The sequence below is a fragment of the Aquamicrobium sp. LC103 genome (assembly GCF_001014615.2).
Classification (GTDB): Bacteria; Pseudomonadota; Alphaproteobacteria; order Rhizobiales; family Rhizobiaceae; genus LBCQ02.
Genome location: NZ_LBCQ02000013.1, coordinates 182,406 through 203,380, shown reverse-complemented (window position 1 = coordinate 203,380; position 20,975 = coordinate 182,406). Strand labels below are relative to the sequence as shown.

Below are 20,975 nucleotides of genomic sequence, written 5' to 3'. Positions count from 1 at the left end.
TTGATGGAAACCATTGGGGCGGTCGCGGTACTGGGCGGTACTGGCAGCGAAGGCGGGGGCGTCGCATTACGGCTCGCTGTGGCAGGGCACAAGGTCATCATCGGCTCGCGAGACGCGGCCAAGGCAGAGGCGCGCGCTGCCGAGATCAATGCCCGCGTGGGCGGCGGTTCCGTTTCGGGCGCCGACCTGAAAGGTGCGGCGGCGGCGGGCGAGATCGTCGTCCTCACCGTGCCCTTCACCGCACAGGCAGGTACGCTGGAGCAGGTGAAAGCCGAGCTCGAGGGCAAGATCCTGGTGGACGCGACGGTGCCACTCGTACCGCCGAAGGTGAGCCGCGTGCAGCTTCCGGCCGGCGGTTCGGCCGTCGCCGCGATGCAGGAGAAGCTCGGCCCCGGGGTCAGGGTGGTGGCGGCGTTCCAAAACGTCTCCGCGCATAATTTGGACGACCTCGACCACGAGGTCGATTGCGACGTGCTTATTTTTGGCGACGATGGCGCTGCCTGCGACACGGTCGTGAGTCTGGTGGGCACTATGGGCCTGCGCGGCATCTATGGCGGGCCGGTCTGCAATTCGGCTGCCGCTGAAGCGCTGACCTCGGTGCTGATCGCCATCAACCGCCGCTACAAGCTCGCCGGCTCGGGCATTCGCATCACCGGCATGGATCGGCCGGCCGAGCCGCGCGGCTGACGCCATGGCTTCCCGCACGCCGCTCGTGATCACCCCATTGCCGGACATGCCGGCAGTTTCTGAGGGCGATGACCTGACGAGGCTAATCCTCACCGGGCTCGAGGCAAGCGGCATTGCGATCACGGACGGCGATGTGATCGCTATGGCGCAGAAGATCGTGTCGAAGGCTGAGGGCCGCGCGGTGAGGCTTGCCGATGTCACGCCCAGCCGACGCGCCCGCGAACTGGCCGCAACGGCGCAGAAGGACCCACGCCTCGTTGAATTGATCCTGGGCGAATCCGTCGAGGTCCTGCGCTGTCGACCGGGCGTGATCATCGTCGAAGATCGCCGCGGTTTCGTCATGGCCAATGCCGGCATAGATGCGTCGAACGTGACCGTCGACGGAGAGACGGTGCTGCTGCTGCCCGAGAATCCTGACGCCAGCGCTGAGGGTCTGCGTGACGATCTGCAAGCCCGAACCGGCGTTAACATCGGCATCGTCATCATCGACAGTTTCGGGCGCGCTTGGCGTCTTGGCACCACCGGCACGGCGATCGGCGTGGCCGGCGTGCCGGGCCTGATCGACATGCGCGGCCATCCGGACATGAACGGACGTCCGCTGCTGACCACGGAACTCGGAGTAGCGGACGAGCTCGCCGCCGCTGCTTCTCTCGTCATGGGTCAGGCTGACGAGCGCACACCCGTAGTGCATATGCGCGGTTTTCCCTACCCCCTGTGCAAGGGCAGTGCACGGGAACTCGTCCGGGCGAGGACCATGGATCTTTTCCGATGAGTCGCCGGGTCGTCGCACTTGCCGGCGGGGTCGGTGGAGCCAAGCTGGTGCACGGTCTTGCCAACCTGCTTGGCGAAAACCTAAGCGTCATCGTGAACACGGGCGACGATTTCGAACATGTCGGGCTTTCGATCTGCCCCGACATCGACACAGTGCTCTACACGCTGGGAGGTATCGCCAATCGCGTGCAAGGCTGGGGCATCGAAGGCGAAAGCTGGAGTTTCCTCGACCAACTCGGCAGGCTGGGCGGCCCGGACTGGTTCCGGCTCGGCGACCGGGATCTCGCCATGCATGTCCTGCGCACCATGGGGTTGGCGCGCGGCGAAAGGCTGACGGACATCGTCGCCCGCTTCGCGGCCAGACTCGGCATCGAAGCTGTCATCCTGCCCATGGCCGATGAACCGGTACGGACCATGGTTCTCTCCGGTGATGGCGAACTGCCCTTTCAAGACTACTTCGTGCGGTTACGCTGCGAGATACCTGTGAGCGGCTTTCGTCTCGCAGGCATCGAGATGGCATCGGTGACGCCGGAAATCTTGACCACGATGCGGCATCCCGATCTCGACACCATTCTCATCTGCCCCTCCAATCCCTTTGTCAGCGTCGAACCCATCCTGTCGGTTCCCGGCATGCGAACGGAGCTCGAGCGCGTGCCAGTGATTGCGATCTCGCCGATCATCGCCGGGCAGGCTGTGAAAGGACCGGCCGCCAAGATGATGCGCGAGCTCGACATGCCGGCGACGGCCTTCGCCGTCGCCAAACGTTATGCAGGGCTTGCCGACGGCTTTGTCATCGACCATGCCGACGCCGAACAAGCGCCGGCGATAGAGGCGCTCGGCATGAAGGTGCTCGTTACCGACGCGCTGATGCGCGACGAAGCGGATCGCATCCGGCTGGCGCGGGAAACCCTGGATTTCGCGAGGTCGCTGCGCCATGGTTGACCTGGTTGCAATCGTTCCCTGCAAGGCTTTCGCGCTCGGCAAATCGCGGCTCGCGCCCGTCTTGTCCACGGGCGAGCGCGCCGAGCTATGCGAAGATTTCCTCATCTCTACATTGTGTCGGCTGAACGCCTTGCTGCCGGCGCCCGAGATCGTGGTGCTGACCACCGATCCCAGGGCGGCCGAGATAGCGCGTTCAGCGGGCGCTACAACAATCGGTGATCCGGATCTAGGTCTGAACCCAGCAATATCGCAGGCTCGCGCGTCACTGCCGGGAATCGCGAAGCGCGTGCTCATAATGCCTACCGATCTTCCCCTGGCTGATACGGAAGCGATCACGCGCTTCCTGTCGCACGCCGCCGATGTGACCATTGCACCCGATCGCGCCGACGACGGTACGAACCTGCTCGCAATGACGAACGCTGCCTTCCGCCACTTTCCATTCCTCTACGGCGCCGGCAGCCTCGATCGGCATCTTGCCGCGGCCGCGGAAGCCGGCCTGTGCACGCGCATCGTTCGTGAGCCTACGCTGGCGCACGACATCGATGAGCCCAGGGATCTCGAAATCTGGCGCAGAATCCTGCAACAACCCGAAATGGCTTCGCCGGTGTAAGGAGGGAAATGTGAGCGAACTCGTCGTCGGCACCAATCATGTCGGCTTCACCGTTTCAGACCTACAGCGCTCGGTCTCGATGTTTCGCGATCTGTTCGGCTACGACCTCGTCTCCCTCGCTCCGCGCGAGCCTGGGAACGTAGCGCTGCTCACCGGCATCGAAGGCGCCGACATCATGGTCGCCCATCTGCGGAAGCCCGGCTTGGTCGGTGTCGAACTGATAAGCTATCTCGGCCCAAACGATCGCTCCAGGCTCGATGCGCGCCCCTGCGATACCGGTTTCGCCCACCTGACTTACGACGTCAGCGACATCGGCGCGATGGTCGAGAAGGCCGCGTCGTTCGAACTCAATCCCCTAGGCGGCATGATCGTCAGCACAGCAGGGCCGAATGTCGGCGCGCGCGCCGTCTACCTGCGCGATCCCGACGGCATCAGCATCGAACTAATCCAGCCGGCGCGTTTTGCGTAGGCCTGATCAGTCGGGCCGCGACTTGCGATCCAGAGCGATGCGCACACGATAGCGGCCAGTGGCGAAGTGCGCCATCCCGACCTCGACCAGCTCGTTGTCGCTGGCATGGAATTTCGTGCGAGCAAGCAGAATCGGCGAACCGGCCGGTACGTGCAGGCGCGAGGCGATGTTTTCATCCGCCGCCGCCGCTTCGATCTCCTGAACCACGCGTCGGATAACGATATTGTGGCGCCGTTCGATGATCGTGTAGATGTTGTGCTCACCATCCACGTAAGGCAGTACGTCCTGGTATTTCGGATGTATATAGACTTCCGAGTAGCAGAACGGCAGCCCGCCGGCCTCTCGCCGGCGTAGCAATTGCAGCCGCAGCCACTCGCTGCCTTGCGGACAATCGAGCTGCCGCGCCTTGTCCTGCGACAGGATAACGTTCTCCGAGGCAAGCAGGGTAGTGCGCGTGGTATTGGCGTATTCCAGCAATTCGTCGACGGAACGCACCGAATTGACGAAACTGCTCTCCGGTGTGGTGCGAATGAGTACCGAGCGCGTTCCGCGGCGCCGGCTGAGATAACCGAGATCCTGCAACTCGCGCAGTGCCTCGCGCACCGTGTTGCGGCCCACGCCGAAACGTTCAACGAGATCCATTTCCGACGGCAGCCGCTCGTTGAGGGACCAGTTACCGCGATGAATTTCGTCGATCAGCGTGGAGGCGATCTGCCGATATCCCATGGAGCCTCGCGAACCTTTCGCGCCACCGGATTCTTGCGTGTCGGTTTCCTCAGAAATCTGCTACACCCCCAGCCTCGAACCTCGATGCAGGCAGGCTAGTGCCTAGCCCTTAGGTTTTCAACGAAAACGCAAGCGAGGAACGATGCTAGCCTGTTGATGACCGTGCCGACCCTCAGCTTTTAAGCGTGATCTTGCCATCCACGGCAACAACGCCCCTTTCATGCACGAAGACCGGATTGATGTCGATCGAGTCCAGCCGCGGCTCGGACAGCGCGAGCCGACCAAGCGCAACCGCCGCATCGGCCAGCGCCTCGCGGTCGAAGACCTTGCCACGATAACCGCGCAGCAACGTGCCGAAGCGTGTGCGGTCGAGCTTTTCAAGTACTTCTTCGCGGGTGAATGGCGGAATGAGGATGGCTGCATCGGCGATCAGTTCGACCAGGATACCGCCGGCGCCGATAATGATGACCGGTCCCACGGCCGGATCGTTCTGCATGCCGACTATCGCTTCCAGGCCGGAGGACGACATCTCCTCGACCAACAGGCGGTCACTGGACGGGTCGGCCCTGGCCAGCCCTTCGGCCACCTTCTTCCACCCGGCGGTTATTTCCTCGTCATTTTTCAGGCCCAGCGCGACGATGCCGTGTTCGGTCTTGTGGGCGATCGTCTTCGAAAGTCCCTTGATCACGAGCGGCCGTGACAGTCCTTCGATCGCCAAGAGATCCGGGGTGGTGCCTACGACGCGCGAGACGGGGATCTTCAAGCCCAGCTCGGCAAGCACCGCCTTGCTGGCGACCTCGTCCATCAGCCCGTCCGCGGCGGGCAGGTCGACCGACACCCAGTCGGAACGGATGGGCTCCGCGACGGCAGCCGACGGCCCGCGCCAGCGGCCCAGCACTCGCATGGCATCGAAAAGCGGGCGAGTATCCTCGCTAACGGTGATGCCGGCCTCCTGGAAAACCGCCTTCTCATCCGGTTCTGTCTCCGGGGACACGACGTATATCTGATCGTAGCCCGCCTTCTTGGCATCGATCACCATCTTCTGCACGGTTTCACGGATACCGTCCTTGAGAAGCGATAGCCCAAAGACAAGTTGGTTGTAGCCATCACGCCGGAAGATATCGAGCACACTCGGGATGATCGCGTTTTGAGCCGCAAAATCATATGGGTTGATCGCGTGGCTCTGGTTCGGCAGCTGCTGCAACTCTGCCACCGCATTGGCCGACAGCTCGCCCAGCGACAGGCCGAGCCGCGCCATCTCGTCGGCCGCGAGTGCCGCAAAGCCGCCTGATATCGACACCATGCCGATGCGCTGAGGTGTTTCGAGCGGCCACTTGTGGCGCACCAGCAGCTCCACAGCCGCAGCCATCATCTCAATGTCCGAAGCGACGATCACGCCCTCCCTTTCCAGGAAGGCGACCGTGTTCTTGAACGAGCCGGCGATTGCGCCCGTATGCGAAAGCGTAGCCTTCTGGCCCATCTCGGATTCGCCCGTCTTCACCGCGACGACCGGCTTGCCGGAAGCGCGGCAACGCGCCAGAGCGTTACGAAGACCTTCACGGTCACGGATCGTCTCGACGAGCAGCACCACCACGTCCGTCTCCGGGTCGTCGGCGATGTAGCCGAGGTAATCGGCCATGGTGAGCACGAGCTCGTTACCGCAGGTGGCTGTCTTGGCGATGCCGATGCCCCGCGCGCCCATCTTGCTCAGCATGTTCGACACCATTGCGCCACTCTGCGAAACGACGCTGACGCGGCCAGGCTTTACCTTGTCATTCATGGCGAAGATAGGGCCCATCGACATCGCCATCCCCGTGGCCACGTTGCTGATGCCGTTGGTGTTCGGTCCGACAATCGCCATGCCGTATTTGTCAGCGGCAGCCAGGATGCGCTCGTCGCGCTCGAGCCCCACGCCACCTGCCTCTCCGAACCCCTGCGGGATAAGGACGATGGAGCGGATGCCGCGTGCGCCGCATCGTTCCACCACTTCCATGGCGGGCTCGGCCGAAACCAGAACCATGGCGGCCGTCACATGCTTTGGCAGGTCTGCAACCGACTCCACGCAGGGAAAGCCCTGCACTTCCTCGTAACGCGGATTGACGCCGAAGATTTCGCCCTGAAAACCCAGATTGCGCATCGCCGCCATCGGCGCACTGCCGAGCTTGCCGGCATCTGGCGTCGCTCCGACAATCGCGAGAGCCCTGGTCTCGAACAGCCCAGCAATCGCGTCACGCGACCTCGGTCCGGCTTTGATTCCTTCGAGCATGAAAGGCCTCCTCCTATCGCGTGTCTAGCACCGTAAGTTGATGGGACATCTTTAGGATCATTGGCCCTCAACTGTCAATTCAGCTTTGGTTCTCGCAAGCGCTAGCCGCTAAAAATCCGCGCCTTTTGACAATAAAACCGCCTTGACCGCATGCCGAGGCAATGCAAATCTTGTGCAGACAAGTTCCAGCCCAGGCACCGCGCCGGGGCGCATAGCTGGGAGGCTACCTTGAAACCTATACGCAGCCTTATGTTCGTCCCCGGCCACAAGGCGAGCTGGATCGCTAAGATACCGACTTTCGGCGCGGATGCGATCGTTCTGGACCTGGAGGACAGCGTCCCGCACGCCCTCAAGGAGAAAGCCCGGTCAACGGTCGCGGCCGCGATCCCGGATCTTGCAGGCGGCAAGTCGAAGCTGTTCGTGCGGACCAACCGCGGCCACCACAGCTATGACGTGGACGATCTGCGCGCCGTGGTGCAGCCGGGGCTGAACGGCATCTTCGTCAGCAAAGCGGAGGACCCCACGGATATCGAGTTGCTGCATAGGCTGATTTCGGAGATCGAGCAGAAGAAAGGCATGGCTATCGGCTCGACCCGGCTCGTCGTGCCGATCGAGACCGCCGGGGCGTCCCAATTCGCGTTCGAAATCGCCTCGCATCCGCGCCTCGACCACCTGATAGCCGTATCCGCACGCGGAGCGGATCTGGAGCGTAACCTTGGCTTCACCTGGACGGCTGAAGGCACCGAGACGCTCTATCACCGCTCGCGCGCGGTCATCGCGAGCAGGGCAGCGAAGAAGCCGTTCCCGATCGGCGGCATGTGGCAGGACGTGCACGATGCGGAGGGTCTGCGCAGACAGGCGAAATTCAACAAGCAGCTCGGTTTCACGGGCGAGATTGTACTGCATCCGGCGCAGGTCGTCGTCGTCAACGAGATATATTCGCCCAGCGCCGAAGAGATAGACCACTACCGGGGTCTGATCGCGGCCTTCGCCGAGGCGGAGAAGAAGGGCGATGGCGCTGTCATGTACAGAGGCGAGCATATCGACATTGCCCATGCAGTCACCGCGCGGGAATTCCTCGAACTGTGGGATCTGGCCTGACGCAGCCCGGCAATCCCGGTGAAGGCATACCCACCACCCGCTCCCTACCCCTTCTGGCTGATCGTCTTCGTGACCGGATCAGGGACCCTGGCGATTCACGCCTTCGTGCCGGCACTGCCGATGATCGCCGCCGATTTCGGGGTCAGCGCGGGCTCGGTACAACTGGTCATCAGCGCCTATATGCTTTCGCTGGCGTTCGGACAGGTGATCTATGGGCCGCTTTCTGACCGGTTCGGACGGCGCCCCGTACTGATCGCCGGCTTGTGCCTCTACGCGACCGCGAGCATCGCCGCCGCGCTCGCTCCCAACCTCGCCACGCTGATCGTTGCCCGAATGCTGCAGGCCTTCGGCGGGTGTGCGGGACTCACGCTCGGCCGCGCGGTCATCCAAGACACCGCCAAGGACTACGACGCCGTCGCACGGATGGCGTCGGTGAACAACTTCATCCTGCTGTCACCCGCCGCCGCACCGATCATCGGCCAATGGCTCGCCGCAGCCTTCGACTGGCGCGCGATTCCCCTCGCACTGTCGCTCATGGGCTGGTGCGTGGCGGCCGGCACGATCTTGTGGCTGCGGGAAACCTCAGCCATCCGCATCGCGAATTTTACCGACCTTTTCTCGGGATACCTGGCTCTTCTTCGCCGGCCCCGCTTCCTCGCTTATGTCGCGGGAGGCGCGCTGTGCACGACACCACAATTCGCATTGCTGACGGCATCCCCCTTCATCGTGACGGGCACGCTGGGCCGCCCGGCCTGGGAAGTCAGTTTGTTCTACATCGTGTTCATCGCCGGCATCATCTCGGGGGGCCTCGTCTCGCGCTCACTGGTGCGCCGTATGAGTTTCGAGCGACTGCTCGCCTACGGCTCGGCGGTGGCGTTCATGATGGCCGCCAGCCTGCTCGTTCAGGGATTGACCGGCACGCTCACCGTGCCCGGATTCATCATACCGAGCTACCTCTTCACCGTCTGCGTGGGCCTGCTTAGCCCGCTAACCCTCACACGCGCGGTATCGGAAAGCGGCACGATGATCGGCTCGGCTACCGGACTTTTCGGCTGCGCGCAAATGCTGACCGCCTCGGCAAGCGTAGTGTTCAGCGGTCTCGGCGGTTCGATCTTCGTCTCGACGGCCCTGGTCCTCTGCGTAACCTCGACGCTGGGTATCAGCGCGCTCGCCTTCGCCGTGCTCAGCGCGCGTGCAGCAAGCGGGCCCTCCGAACCCGCTTGACGATTTCTGGAAGGCGGCAATTCAGCGCTCGATCAGTCGGCGCGCGCGAAGGGCATGATCACCCTTTCGAAAGACACGTTCGCGTAATCCTTGCCGGTATTCGCCTGCTGCAGGTCAAGCAACGTTTGCCAGCCGGACGCCGTCGCCTTCGCTTCCGGGAAATTGCCGGCGGCTGCGACAGCCTGTGTCAGACCATCCTTGAAGATGGCCTCATCAAGTTCGGGGAAATAGGTTTCGCGCAAGAGCCTCGAGCTACCTTCGAGATCCGTCACCATGCGGTCGATCGCCTCGACCAGCGCGGCATGGATCTTCTCCGCCTTCTGAGCATTCGCTTCAGTCCAGGATCGCTTGGCGAAGATCGTCACGAAGGGGATGCTGCTGATTTGCGGGAGATCCTTGCTAGCGGTGGAAATCCAGCGCACTGCAACGCCCTCGTCCAGCATCTTGCCGGTGGCACCGGCGCCCCACATCGCGCCGTCTATTCGGTCGTGACGCAGGCTCTCAAGCATTGCCACCGAATCCTGCAACGCGCTGTGCCGGATATCGTCGATTGAGAGACCGGCATCGCTCAGCATCTGGCGCAGAATCACGTAATTCGCCGTTCCGGTTCCACCCGAAACGAGCCGCAGCCCCTTCAACGCCCGCAGTCGTTCTTCCATCGGCGAGTCTGCCGCGACCGGCAGTTTCGCGGCGGCCGAGGACGAGAGCACGATTTCAGCCACCGGCCCGCTTGTAACCGCAAGCGCAACGAGATCGGCGCCCTCGGCGATCGCGTCGACACCGGTGGTCGTGCCGATCTGGCAGAGATCGACCGCGTCCGATAGCAGGGCCGCGACGCAATTGTTTGCCGAACCGCGAAAATCCGTGACATCCATGCTCAACCCATGGCCGGCGAAGATGGAGGGATCGGCACCCGCAAGAAGGGCCGGCCCATGATTGAGCGACGCCACGGCCAGCCCGTAGCGAACCGTTTCCTGTGCGCCGGCAACGCCTGCCAACCCCACGACGAAGCCGACGGAACAGGCCAGTGCCAAGGCGCGCCATCCGCGAGGTGCGATGGTCAAGAATCCTCTCATGTCAAAATCCTCCCTTTGGACCTGGACACATTCGGACCGACATCCGGCCAAGTCAATAAATGAGAATAGCATTCTCTAATCAGAATGATACGTTGGCGCAGATTGCGATCGCGGGAGGAGTAGGGAATGGTACTTATACTGGAGCAGCATGAGGTTCTGGCGACGCGGCGCGGCCGGATCATGGCGCTTGACGCCGCCTATGATGTGGACGGCGATAACCGCGATCGCGACGTGATCGTCAACGCATCCTATGGTGGCATCCTTCCCGCCCGCTTCATCGGCCGGTACAGGCCGCGCGCAGTTATCAGCGTTGACTGCTGCGGGGGCCCCCAGGGATATGCAATCAGCGGAATGTATTATCTGGAGGCGCTAGGCATTCCCTGTGCCATGGCCGACGTAATGACCGTCCTGCTCGGCGACTCGCGCGACATGTACGAGAATGGGCGCATCAGCTTCATGAACCAACTCGCCCGCGACTGTGGCGTCGTTCGTGGCATGAGCGTGAAGCACGCGGCGCGAATGCTGCTCGACATCGATCCACAGCCCAAGGCACCCGACGAGATCACCAACCGGACCGTGATCAGTGAGACGCCCGGCGGGCGGCAGATCGTTTGTCTCGATTCGATCGCCTTCGGCATTCCGGAAATCGATCACCGGAACGTACTCGTCTCGGGCGGGCATACGGCTCTACGGGCCGTGCATAACATGTTGCGTACCCGCCCCTTCGGCTTCATCGCTTCCGATGGATGCATGGGGCGTGACCGCTCTGGCATTCAGGGCATGCTCGCCGTGGAGGCACATGATCTCGCTGTTGCCTGCGTCGATGGACGCACCGCACGGATGGGTGACGGCCTTAGCACCTATCACGACGGGACGATCAGCGCGGCCAACGCGCTTGCAGCCGCGGCCGGCGTGAGGAAAGGCATGCGGACACCGGAAGCGGCAGCGTTGCTTCTGAAACGTAGCGCGAGCTAGGTGATCGATCCTGAACTTTGATGCCGCCATCTTCACGAGAGGCGACGACAGAGGCGGTCCGTCGGCACAACATCACCCATCTCGCAGCGATTGTGCTTTCGCTACAGTGCTGAATGTGGATTCGTCCTAGAAGTGGAGGCCTCTTCAAGTCCGATCGGAGCGGCCCACAGCCGCAATCGCTGGTCCGTCATCGCATCGGTGAGCGGCATCAGATCGGTGCCGCTGCGTTCAGCCAGAGCTGCAGTAAGTGCCGGGATATCGTCGGAATCGACCTCGAAGATCGTCATGTAACCGAATGCGAAACTTGCACCGCCGGCCGCCGGATCGATACAGAAACGCTGCGCGCTGACAAAATGCTTCACGCCCAGGACGTCGCGTAGGTGCTGCTCGTCGTACCAGCGGTTGAAGTCGTCATCCCGACCGGGTTTGGCGTTGTTAAAGCTTATCATCAGAAGTCGCGGCATGCAGCATCTCCGGTCGCCGAGGACATCTTCAAAAGGTGAAACAGGGCACCGTCACGCCGTCGCGCCGGTCATGCCAACGTACCTTCACCGCCTGGCCGACCTTGATTTCGGAGACGGGCACGTCGACGATATTCGTGACGAGCCGCACGCCCGGCGCGTCGGGAAGTTCCACCAGCGCGGGAACGTAAGGCAGCGTCGTCTCCATCTGCGGGATGATAGCGCGGGTGACCACCGTGTAGCTGTAGATGGTACCCCCGCCCGAAAGCTCCGGCCATTCGATTTCCTGCGAGAGACAGTGCGGGCAGAACGGCGTCGGCGGCATGCGGAACTTTCCACAGGACGCGCATTTCGGCACGGTGAGCACATGCCGGCGTGCCGCATCCCAGTAAGGCCCGGTCCATTGGTCGGTAATGAGTTCGAAGATTTCTTCGGCCGGAACCTTGGCGGTGTCGCTCGTCATGTCACTTCCCCAGAATCACGGCGCTGAGCGGCAGGTTCGAGGGTCCGCCGGTAGCGAGCGCGAAATTCACATTCTGCACCTGCCTGAAGGCGGTGCCGCGAATCTGCTCCATCGCCTCGCGTATATGGGTCATGCCCCAGATATAACCGCAGGACAGCTGGCCACCATCCGTGTTGACCGGCAGCGAACCTCCCTCATATCGGATCGCTCCGCTGGCGACATATTCGCCCCCCTCGCCAGGCCTGCAGAAGCCGTAATCCTCCAACTGCGCGATCACCATCGGAGTGAAGTGATCGTATAGCTGAGCGGTGTCGATGTCAGCAGGCGTCAGCCCCGCCATCCGGTAGAGTTCGCGTGCCACGAAACGGTGACCGGAGGTGAGGAAGTGCTCTTCGGGCATGTTCATCCAGTAGAGCGAACGACCCCAGCCGCGTTCGCCGCCTTGCATCGCAGCGTGAATGACCACCGGGACCTGTTTGAGATCTCGCGCGCGCGCGGCCGAGGTGACAACCACCGCGATCGCGCCATCGGTTTCCAAGCAGAAATCGTAGAGGCAGAGCGGATCGGCAATCAGCGGCGCGGCAAAATAGTCGTCCAGCGTCAGTGGCTTCTGCATCACCGCATTCGGATTGCCGATGGCATGCGCCCGCATCGCCATGGCAATTTCGGCAAAATGCTCCCGTTTCGTGCCGTAGACATGCATGTGGCGCCGCGCAAGCAGCGCAAACATATGACCCGGACCGACAAGCCCGGAGGCCGCGAAGAACGCCCCCTCCGCGCTCGGCGCATAACCGGACGTGAAAGCGCCGAAGCGAAGCGCCGCCTGCTGATTGCCGCCGACGACGACCACGGTCTTTGCGACGCCGCTCGCCACCGCCATCGCCGCCATCTGGACCGCTCCGGCAGAGCCGCCGCCTGTCGCGGTCACGGTCGCGCTGAAGCGCAGCTCCGGGATTCCCAGCGTCTCCATCAGATAAGGCGTGTCGAAGCCGCCGGAATAATAGGCGAAGCCGTCTATATCGCCAACCAACAGGCCCGCATCGTCCACCGCCGCGAGGATCGCCTTGCAGACAAGCTCGTTCATGGTCTGCGGCAGCGATTTGCCGCGCTTGTAGTAAGGCGTGGAACCAACGCCGACGAGCGCGGTCTTGCGAGCGATACTCATCCCTTGCCCTCGACCAGCGAACGTCCGATCACCAGTTTCTGCACCTCCGACGCCCCCTCATAGATGCGGGTCGGCCTCACCTCGCGGTAAAGCTGCTCCACGATGGAGCCGCGCGTGACGCCCAGGCCGCCGAAGAGCTGCACGGCAGAGTCGATCACGCGACCCGCGGCCTCGCTACCCATCAGCTTGGCCATCGACGCCTCGCGTGTGCCGCGTCCGCCCGCCGTGTCTTTCACCCATGCAGCCCGGTAAACCGCAAGCGCCGCAGTCTCCAGATCAATGGACATGTCCGCAATCTTGGTCTGAACGCCGGCGATCTGGGCCATCGCGCCGCCGAACAGCTTGCGCGTGCGCACATGCGCCAGCGTCTCGTCGAAGGCGCGCCTCCCCATGCCGACGGACGCTGCACCCACTGACGTGCGAAAAACGTCGAAGGTCGCCATGGCTACGCCGAAGCCGCGCCCCGCTTCCCCGATCACATCGGTCCCCGGCACGCGGCAGTTGCGGAAGGACATGGGCGCCAGCGGATGCGGTGCCATGAGTTCGATCGGCGCGCCATACTCGACGCCCGGATTGTCGGCATCGACAATGAACGCGGTCAGCCCGCGCGATCCCGGCGCCTCTCCGGTGCGCGCCACGACGATGTAGTGGTCTGCGATGCCGGCGTTGGAGATGAAGGTCTTCTCGCCATCGAGAATGTAATGGTCGCCCTCGCGCCGGGCCGTGGTCGTGATGCTCGCAACGTCTGAGCCGGTAGTCGGCTCGGTCAGAGCGAAGGCCGCGATTGCCTCGCCCCGGCGCACGCGATCGAGATAGCGCGCCTTGTGTTCCTCGCTGCCATGCATCCAGATCGCGCCCGTGCCGATGCCCTGCATGGCCAGCACCGCATCCGCCAGCGCACTCTCATAGGCCACCGCCTCGCGCACGATGCAGAGTGAACGTACGTCGATGTTCCAGCGTCCTTCCGCGTCCCGAGATGGTACGGCGGGTGCGAGCAGGCCGGCATCACCCAGCGATCGTGCGATCTCGCGACACGCCGTGGGAAACTCGGCCTCGGAAACCTCGTGGTCGACGGGCGATTTCCATGCCGCCGCGCGCTCAGCCAGTTCGATATGCGCAGCCTCGAAAAAAGGCCACGGCCATAGGTGCCATTCGCTCATCGCAAACCTCCCGACTCCACCCTGCGCCGGCCTGCCGGCTGGACGGTTCTATCATGTGTCAGCTTTATCTCAATAAAGAATGTCATTCTGTATATAGAATTATGCTTGAATTCCTCGTCCGCGGAAGTTAGACAGCATGAGGCTGATTGCACAGTCGATGAGACTGCAATCTGGCTGGAAGCGCCGGAGGGGTGTCCGACCGGGAGGAGCAACGAAAAATTGTCAGCGAGATACACGCGCCCGCGGGCAACTCCCCAGATCGGCCAGTTCCTTGTACCGGCTTCTGCCCGCACGGCGGGGTGACGGCTGAACGGAAACGACATGCTTACTTATCCGCATTTCGAACCGACCTTTCCGCAGGACATGTGGGTTCTGCCGAAGATTCTCGAACATCAGGCCCAGAAGCGCGCCGACCGTCCGTTCCTGCAGTGGACGGACAAAGGCAAACCGCTGACCTACCGTGAGGTCAATGCGCAGGTTAACCGCATCGCGCATGGCCTGTCTGCCAGCGGCGTGCGCAAGGGTGACATCGTCGTGCTCTACCTGCCGAACTCGCTGGAATTCGTACTCACCTGGTTCGCGTTGCAAAAAATCGGCGCGGTCGAGGCGCCGGTGGGCGAGATGCAGCGAGGAGCCTTCCTCGAGCACCAGATCAAGCTTACGCAGGCCAAGGTGCTGGTGACCGAGCCGGAACTGGTCGCGCGCGTGGCAGAGGTCGAGAACAGCATCTCCACGGTCGAGCGCTGCTATGTCATCGGCGGCTTGGAAGGCCTTGCAGCCGACGCCCTGAAGCGTATCCGCCTGCATGACCACGCGGAGCTCTACAGCGACGACGAATCCAATCCCGGCATCGAGGTGACCCGCTTCGACACGGCGGCAATACTCTACACCTCCGGCACTACGGGATGGTCCAAAGGCGTGATCATGCCGCACTCGCAGTTCTACTTCTTCGCCGAGGAAGATCTGCAGCTGATGGCGCTGACCGAGGACGACATCTACATGACGGCGTTCCCGTTCATCCACGGCAACGCCCAGTTCCTGACGATCTACCCGACGCTGATCGCTGGCGCGCATGTGGTGTTGTATCGCAAGTTCAGCGCCTCCGACTTCTTCGGCCGCGCGCGCCGTTCCGGAGCGACGAAAGCAAACCTTCTCGGCGCCACCATGGCTTTCATCATGGCTACGCCCCCTTCGTTTGAGGACAAGGATCACCAACTGCGCATGATCTATGCCGCGCCGTTGGCGGTCGATCTCGCGGAGAAGTTCGTCGAGCGTTTCGGCCCGATCGAATTCATGGACGGTTTCGGCCAGACCGAGATTTCCAACGTCTTCATGACGCCGCGTGGCGCAAAACGCCCGGCGGGTGCTTCCGGCGTGCTGGTCGACCAATGGTTCGAGGTACGGCTGGTCGACCCCGAAACCGATGAGGAGGTTGCGGAGGGTGAAATCGGCGAACTTGTCATGCGCCACAAGCGTCCCGGCACTATCTCCAACGGCTATCTCGGCATGCCGGAGAAGACGGTGGAGACCTGGCGGAACCTGTGGTTCCATACCGGCGACGCTCTGCGGCGCGATGCCGACGGCTGGTACTTTTTCGTCGATCGCGTGAAGGATGCGCTCCGTCGTCGAGGCGAGAACATCTCGTCCTTCGAGGTAGAGTCGGTGGTGCGCTCGTTCCCCGCGATCGCCGAATGCGCTGTCGTCGGCGTGAAGGCGGACGAAGCCGGCGGCGAGGACGAAGTGAAGGCCTGTGTCATCCTGAAAGACCCCGGCGGCGCCCTCGAATACGACGCGTTGATCGCCTGGTGCGAAGAGCGAATGGCTGGCTACATGGTGCCGCGATATGTCGAGGTGATGGAAAGCCTGCCGCAGACTCCTTCCGAGAAGGTGAAGAAGAAGGAGCTTCGGGAAGCCGGCGTAACCCCCGCGACCTGGGACCGCCAGCGCTTGACCGGGAGCGCCTCAGGACAACGCAAGAATGTCTGAACCGACGACACATGGCAGGCGTGGTCGGACAATCGTCCGTGCCCGACCGACAGGATGGATCGAGGCATGCTGAACACCGAAACGACAAAGAACAACCCTCGTGCTGTCGAGGTCACAATCGAGGGAGGCGTCGCAGTTGTCGCACTCAATCGACCCGACCAGATCAACGCGATCAACGAGGAGATACGGCTGCAGCTTCCGCAGGCGCTGCAGAGACTGGAAGACGATGTCGAGATACGCGCGATCCTCCTTCATGGAGGCACGGCGCGTGGCTTCTGTGCGGGCGCCGACATCAAGGAGATTCGGGAGGCGGAAACCTCGATCGAGGTGCGCGAGCGTAATATGCGGCGCGCCTGGATCGATGCCTTCGACCGCGTCACGAAGCCTGTCATCGCAGCCGTTCACGGTCACTGCCTCGGCGGCGGCATGGAGATGGCGCTGGCTTGCGACATCCGCGTCGCCTGTGCCGATGCGACCTTTGCGCTGCCCGAAACCGGCCTCGGCCTAATTCCCGGCGCTGGCGGCACGCAGCGTCTGCAGCGCCTCGTCGGCCACGGTCGCGCGCTCGATCTGCTCCTGACGGGCGATCGCATCGACGCCGCCGAAGCGTTTCGGATAGGTCTCGTCACCAGGTTGGTCGCCGATCGCAAGAACCTGCTCGAAGAAGCCATCGCGCTTGCCGGACGGATCGCGACGCGCGCACCACGCGCGACCGCTTATGCAAAGGAAGCGGCGCGCGCCGCGGGCGACCTTCCGCTCGCGGCAGGCCAGGCGTTCGAGCGCAACCTGTTCGCGCTCCTTTCGACGACATCCGACAGGATGGAGGCCGCGCGCGCCTTCAAGGAAAAGCGCAAGCCGGTCTTCACCGGAAAATAGGCGGCGTCGACGGGATGCCGCGCTCCACAGTGCATGAGGAAAAACTACGTGACAACGCTGGGCAAGACAGTCGTGGTAGGTGCGGGTCAGATGGGCCTGGGTATCGCGCACGCATTCGCGGTGGCGGGGTCCCCGGTCGTCATGGTCGACATCAAGGATGACCAGCTGCAGAAGGCCAAGGCCACCGTCACGAGGATCGTCGACGACGGCATCCGCCTCGGCAAGGTGGATGCATCGGTCGCAGAGCGCGTGGCTGACGGCCTCACCGTCTCCACCGATCTCGCCAGCTCCGCCCGCGGCTCTACGCTCGTCGTGGAGACAGCCTCGGAATCGATCGGGGTCAAGCTCGACATCTTCCGTACCGTCGACACGGTGTTGGACAGCAACGCGATCATTGCCACCAACACTTCAGCGCTTAGCATTACCGAGATCGCGGCCGCCTCGCAGCATCCCGAGCGTGTTGTCGGCATGCATTTCTTCAATCCAGTCCACAAGATGAAGCTGCTGGAGATCATCCGAGGCATCGCGACCGCCGACGAGACCGTGAGGCGCGCGCAATCGATCGGGGCAGCTATCGGCAAGACGACAATCGTCGTCAACGAGGCCCCCGGCTTCACTACCAGCCGCATCTCGGCGCTTCTCGGCAACGAGGCCATGTGGATGTTGTCGGAAGGCGTGGCTACCGCCGAGGACATCGACACTTCGCTCCGAATGGCCTTCAACCATCCGATGGGACCGCTTGAACTGGGCGATCTGACCGGCTGGGACACGCGGCTATCGGTGTTGCACTACCTGCATGGCACGCTCGGTGAGAAGTTCCGCCCCTGCCCGCTGATCATCAAAATGGTGAAGGCCGGGAGGTACGGGCGGAAGGTAGGGCACGGCGTCTACAGATACGAGGACGGTCAAAAGGTCCCCGGCTCCGGTCTGAGGCCGTTCTGATGCGCGAAGCAGTCATCGTCGACGCCGTACGCACGCCCATCGGCCGCTTTCGCGGCGCGCTAGCCGGGGTGCGCGCGGATCATCTCGGCGCTATCGTCCTGGACGCCCTGGTGAAGCGCAACGGTATCGACCCGGCGATTGTGGACGACGTGATTTTCGGCTGCGTCACTCAAATCGGCGAGCAGAGCGCCAACATCGCGCGCACGGCTTTGCTGTCAGCCGGGTGGCCGATCAGCGTGCCGGGCTTAACGATCGACCGCAAATGCGGCTCGTCCGAGGTCTCGCTGCACAATGCCGTCGGCTCGATCGTCAGCGGCGCCGCCGACATTGTCGTCGCTGGCGGCGCCGAGAACATGAGCCGCGTGCCGATGGGCAGCAACCGCGACATTCATGGCGACCCCTTCGGCTTCGCCGTGCTCGATCGCTTCGAGACGGTGTCGCAGGGCGAAGGCGCGGAGCGTTTGGCGGACCGCTGGAACCTGTCGCGCGACCAGCTCGACGATTATGCGATCGGAAGCCACCGTCGCGCAGCTGAAGCGTCCGATGCAGGCAGGTTCGACAGCCAGATCGTACCGATCCGCATCGGCGACTGGCATGAGCGAAGCGCTGAGGCGACAGATACCATTCTGGCGAAAGACGAGACCATCCGCCGCGACACCTCGCGAGAGAAGCTCGCCACGTTGAAGACGAGCTTTCGCGAGAACGGTCGCGTGACCGCAGGCAATGCCTCGCAGATTTCCGACGGTGCGGCCGCTCTGCTCGTGATGGAGGCGGAAACGGCGCGACGCGCGGGTCTCAAGCCGCGAGCGCGCATCGTGTCCATGACCACGGTGGGATCGGATCCGGAACTGGTCCTTTCCGGCCCCATCGCTGCCACGTCCAAGGTGCTTGCCCGTGCCCGTCTGAAGATCGACGATATCGATCTTTATGAAGTCAACGAAGCTTTCGCGCCTGTACCGCTGATGTGGCTTGCGGAAACCGGCGGCAATCCAGAAAAGCTCAACGTCAATGGCGGCGCCATCGCGCTTGGTCATCCGCTCGGTGCCAGCGGCGCACGTCTCATGACGACGCTCATCAACGAACTGGAGCAGCGCAACGGCCGCTATGGCCTGCAGACCATGTGCTGCAATGGCGGGCTCGGCACCGCAACGATCATTGAGCGACTTTGATCGCAAAATCGGAGGTTTTCATGCGCCGGATACGTATCGGGCAGACCGACATTCACGCTTCGGCAATCGGCCTCGGCTGCATGGGCATGTCGGAGTTCTACGGTGATCGCGACGATGAGAACTCCATGCGCACGCTGGAGCGCGCCTTCGAGATCGGCGTGACCATGTATGACACGGCCGACATGTACGGGCGCGGCCACAATGAAACGCTTGTCGGCAAGTTCGCGACCGGCAGGCGCGACAAGCTGGTGATCGCTTCCAAATTCGGTGTCGTGCGGGATCCGAACGGCCCGAGCGGCAGCCTTTACGATCGCGACCTGGACAATTCGCCCGATTATATCCGCAAATGCTGCGACGCTTCCCTGAAGCGGCTGGGTACCGACCACATCGATCTCTACTACATCCATCGCATGGACCACTCCGCCAGGCTTGAGGACACGATCGGCACGCTGGGTGAGTTGGTGAAGGCCGGCAAGATCCGAGCCATCGGCCTCTCCGAGATCAGTGCGGACGTGTTGCGCCGCGCGGATGCGATCCATCCCATCTCCGCGCTACAGTCCGAGTATTCGCTGTGGCATCGCGACGTGGAAGACGAGATCCTTCCGGCCTGTCGTGAGATCGGCGCGACATTCGTCGCCTACAGCCCGCTGGGCCGCGGCTTCCTCACCGGGGCGGTCACCAACACCTCGACGCTTGCCAGCAACGATCTGCGCCTCAACGCGGACCGCTTTCGTGGCGAGAATCTGGACAAGAATCTCGTCCTGCTGGAGAGGATCAAGTCGTTGGCGGCTGAAAAGGGAGCCACTCTGGGTCAGATCGCCATTGCCTGGCTTCTCGGTCAGGGCGACGACATCTTGCCGATTCCGGGTACCAAGCGCATCCGGTATCTGGAAGAGAACGTGGGCGCAGAAGCGATCCGGCTGAGCCGCAATGAACTCGACGAGCTCGCATCTATCTTGTCGCCCGAGGCGATCGCCGGATCGCGCGTATGGAAGGCTGCCGAAGAGCAATGACGGCTTGATCGGCGCTGCGCACTGGATCAGTGCTCGATCACACGCGCGACATAAGCGGCCACTTCCCGCAGGTCGTTCACGAGTTCCGGCAGGCTGTCGTCGCTGTAGTGGCCGGCGAACATCGTCGCCGTTACCGCCATGACAGCCACGCCATCGCGATCCAGGATCGGCACCGCGATCGACATCGTGCCAGCGGCAAAGTTGCCGTCGTCACGAGCCCAGCCGGACTCGCGCGCCTCTTCGACCTGCTTCCTGAACTCGTCGAATGTCAGCGGCAAGTTCCAGTTGATTTCACGAAACCGCGTCTCCAGCTCGCGCTCGGAAATATCGGTGAACGCAGCGAACAGGCGGCCTGTCGCACCGATGAAAAGCGGCATGCGCTGGCCGATGGCCATGTGGATGCGCATCGCGCTGCGTGCAAGCGCGCTGTAGACGAGTACCTTCCTGCTCGCGGAAACAGGCTGCCAGAGCGTGAGCGTCACGTTCCGGGCGTTGGCGATACGCTCCATTAGCGGCCGCACCACCGACAGGTCACCACCGAGCGCGGTCGCCCCACGGGCGAGCTCCATTATGCCGAGGCTTATCGAATAGGTCTTGGATAAGGGATCGAATGTGACGAGGTCTTCCACCGCGAGCGTGCGCAGGATGTTGAAGCAAGTCGAGGTGTTGACCTTCGTGTCCTTGGCGATCCGCGATACGCCAACCGGCTCTCGCGCATTGCTGAGATATCGCAGGATCTTGACCGCCCCGGTCACCGCGCCGACGAGCTTACCCGAGGGGGCTATCTTGGCGGCATCGTCGCCGTCAAGGTCTTGCGGCAACCGTCGGCGGACCGGTTTCTCGACCGCTTGTGCGGACACCCTGCTCATCATCAGCTCCTAGAATCCCAAGGT

General features: G+C 62.9%; 21 protein-coding genes. 13 read left to right on the top strand and 8 right to left on the bottom strand.

The genetic code is table 11. The annotated features are described in order from the left end of the window. The first annotated feature begins 3 nt into the window (after positions 1-3). From npdG to XW59_RS24045, 5 genes are read left to right on the top strand one after another with little or no spacing between them, the layout of a single operon-like run. The gene (npdG, locus tag XW59_RS24065; protein WP_047148232.1) at positions 4-687 is read left to right on the top strand and encodes an NADPH-dependent F420 reductase; all 684 of its coding nucleotides are present in this window, start codon (positions 4-6) and stop codon (positions 685-687) included. Positions 688-691: 4 nt separating this feature from the next. After that, complete coding sequence (gene cofE, locus XW59_RS24060; protein WP_047148231.1) at positions 692-1,459, top strand: coenzyme F420-0:L-glutamate ligase; 768 nt, start codon at positions 692-694, stop codon at positions 1,457-1,459. Then, a complete protein-coding gene (gene cofD, locus XW59_RS24055) occupies positions 1,456-2,400 on the top strand; it encodes a 2-phospho-L-lactate transferase (protein WP_047148230.1) in 945 nt (314 codons plus the stop codon). The genes cofE and cofD overlap by 4 nt, the downstream gene beginning before the upstream one ends. Continuing rightward, positions 2,393-3,010, top strand: coding sequence for a 2-phospho-L-lactate guanylyltransferase (gene cofC, locus XW59_RS24050; protein ID WP_047148229.1), 618 nt, complete (start codon positions 2,393-2,395; stop codon positions 3,008-3,010). The genes cofD and cofC overlap by 8 nt, the downstream gene beginning before the upstream one ends. 10 nt (positions 3,011-3,020) lie before the next feature. Then, a complete protein-coding gene (locus tag XW59_RS24045; protein ID WP_047148228.1) occupies positions 3,021-3,479 on the top strand; it encodes a VOC family protein in 459 nt (152 codons plus the stop codon). A 6-nt stretch (positions 3,480-3,485) separates the two neighbouring features. On the opposite strand, the gene XW59_RS24040 is transcribed toward XW59_RS24045, so the two are convergent. After that, positions 3,486-4,205, bottom strand: a complete 720-nt coding sequence (locus XW59_RS24040) for a GntR family transcriptional regulator (RefSeq protein WP_047148227.1) — start codon at positions 4,203-4,205, stop codon at positions 3,486-3,488. Between the two features lie 172 nt (positions 4,206-4,377). After that, positions 4,378-6,471 (bottom strand): acetate--CoA ligase family protein, encoded by a 2,094-nt coding sequence (locus tag XW59_RS24035; RefSeq protein WP_047148226.1) that lies wholly within the window; start codon positions 6,469-6,471, stop codon positions 4,378-4,380. Between the two features lie 228 nt (positions 6,472-6,699). Here XW59_RS24035 and XW59_RS24030 point away from each other — a divergent pair, with 228 nt between their 5' ends. After that, positions 6,700-7,572, top strand: coding sequence for a CoA ester lyase (locus XW59_RS24030; RefSeq protein WP_170990208.1), 873 nt, complete (start codon positions 6,700-6,702; stop codon positions 7,570-7,572). Between the two features lie 69 nt (positions 7,573-7,641). Continuing rightward, on the top strand, positions 7,642-8,796 hold the full coding sequence (locus XW59_RS24025) for a Bcr/CflA family efflux MFS transporter (RefSeq protein ID WP_170990207.1): 1,155 nt from the start codon (positions 7,642-7,644) through the stop codon (positions 8,794-8,796). A gap of 32 nt (positions 8,797-8,828) precedes the next feature. Here the strand turns inward: XW59_RS24025 and XW59_RS24020 are convergent, their stop codons facing one another. Then, positions 8,829-9,872, bottom strand: a complete 1,044-nt coding sequence (locus tag XW59_RS24020) for an ABC transporter substrate-binding protein (RefSeq protein ID WP_170990206.1) — start codon at positions 9,870-9,872, stop codon at positions 8,829-8,831. 126 nt (positions 9,873-9,998) lie between these two features. Here XW59_RS24020 and XW59_RS24015 point away from each other — a divergent pair, with 126 nt between their 5' ends. After that, positions 9,999-10,847 (top strand): hypothetical protein, encoded by an 849-nt coding sequence (locus XW59_RS24015; RefSeq protein ID WP_047148222.1) that lies wholly within the window; start codon positions 9,999-10,001, stop codon positions 10,845-10,847. 101 nt (positions 10,848-10,948) lie between these two features. Here the strand turns inward: XW59_RS24015 and XW59_RS24010 are convergent, their stop codons facing one another. From XW59_RS24010 to XW59_RS23995, 4 genes are read right to left on the bottom strand one after another with little or no spacing between them, the layout of a single operon-like run. Continuing rightward, positions 10,949-11,311 carry a hypothetical protein gene (locus XW59_RS24010; protein ID WP_047148221.1) on the bottom strand — a complete coding sequence of 121 codons (363 nt, stop codon included), beginning with the start codon at positions 11,309-11,311 and terminating at the stop codon, positions 10,949-10,951. A gap of 28 nt (positions 11,312-11,339) precedes the next feature. After that, positions 11,340-11,771: an OB-fold domain-containing protein gene (locus XW59_RS24005; protein WP_047148220.1), complete on the bottom strand. Its 432-nt coding sequence runs from the start codon at positions 11,769-11,771 to the stop codon at positions 11,340-11,342. 1 nt (position 11,772) lies between these two features. Further along, positions 11,773-12,936, bottom strand: coding sequence for a thiolase (locus tag XW59_RS24000; protein ID WP_047148219.1), 1,164 nt, complete (start codon positions 12,934-12,936; stop codon positions 11,773-11,775). After that, positions 12,933-14,096: an acyl-CoA dehydrogenase family protein gene (locus tag XW59_RS23995; RefSeq protein WP_047148218.1), complete on the bottom strand. Its 1,164-nt coding sequence runs from the start codon at positions 14,094-14,096 to the stop codon at positions 12,933-12,935. The genes XW59_RS24000 and XW59_RS23995 overlap by 4 nt, the downstream gene beginning before the upstream one ends. A 321-nt stretch (positions 14,097-14,417) precedes the next feature. On the opposite strand from XW59_RS23995, the gene XW59_RS23990 reads away from it, so the two are divergent. The 5 genes from XW59_RS23990 to XW59_RS23970 all read left to right on the top strand — a co-directional run bounded on the left by XW59_RS23990 (position 14,418) and on the right by XW59_RS23970 (position 20,082). Further along, on the top strand, positions 14,418-16,082 hold the full coding sequence (locus XW59_RS23990) for an AMP-binding protein (protein ID WP_047148217.1): 1,665 nt from the start codon (positions 14,418-14,420) through the stop codon (positions 16,080-16,082). Between the two features lie 66 nt (positions 16,083-16,148). Continuing rightward, positions 16,149-16,958, top strand: a complete 810-nt coding sequence (locus tag XW59_RS23985) for an enoyl-CoA hydratase-related protein (protein WP_047148280.1) — start codon at positions 16,149-16,151, stop codon at positions 16,956-16,958. Positions 16,959-17,006: 48 nt separating this feature from the next. Then, positions 17,007-17,900, top strand: a complete 894-nt coding sequence (locus XW59_RS23980) for a 3-hydroxyacyl-CoA dehydrogenase (protein WP_206077742.1) — start codon at positions 17,007-17,009, stop codon at positions 17,898-17,900. Continuing rightward, complete coding sequence (locus XW59_RS23975; protein ID WP_047148215.1) at positions 17,900-19,069, top strand: thiolase family protein; 1,170 nt, start codon at positions 17,900-17,902, stop codon at positions 19,067-19,069. The genes XW59_RS23980 and XW59_RS23975 overlap by 1 nt, the downstream gene beginning before the upstream one ends. A 20-nt stretch (positions 19,070-19,089) precedes the next feature. Continuing rightward, positions 19,090-20,082 carry an aldo/keto reductase gene (locus XW59_RS23970; protein WP_047148279.1) on the top strand — a complete coding sequence of 331 codons (993 nt, stop codon included), beginning with the start codon at positions 19,090-19,092 and terminating at the stop codon, positions 20,080-20,082. 26 nt (positions 20,083-20,108) lie between these two features. Here the strand turns inward: XW59_RS23970 and XW59_RS23965 are convergent, their stop codons facing one another. Continuing rightward, positions 20,109-20,951 carry an IclR family transcriptional regulator gene (locus tag XW59_RS23965; RefSeq protein ID WP_170990205.1) on the bottom strand — a complete coding sequence of 281 codons (843 nt, stop codon included), beginning with the start codon at positions 20,949-20,951 and terminating at the stop codon, positions 20,109-20,111. Positions 20,952-20,975: the final 24 nt, after the last annotated feature.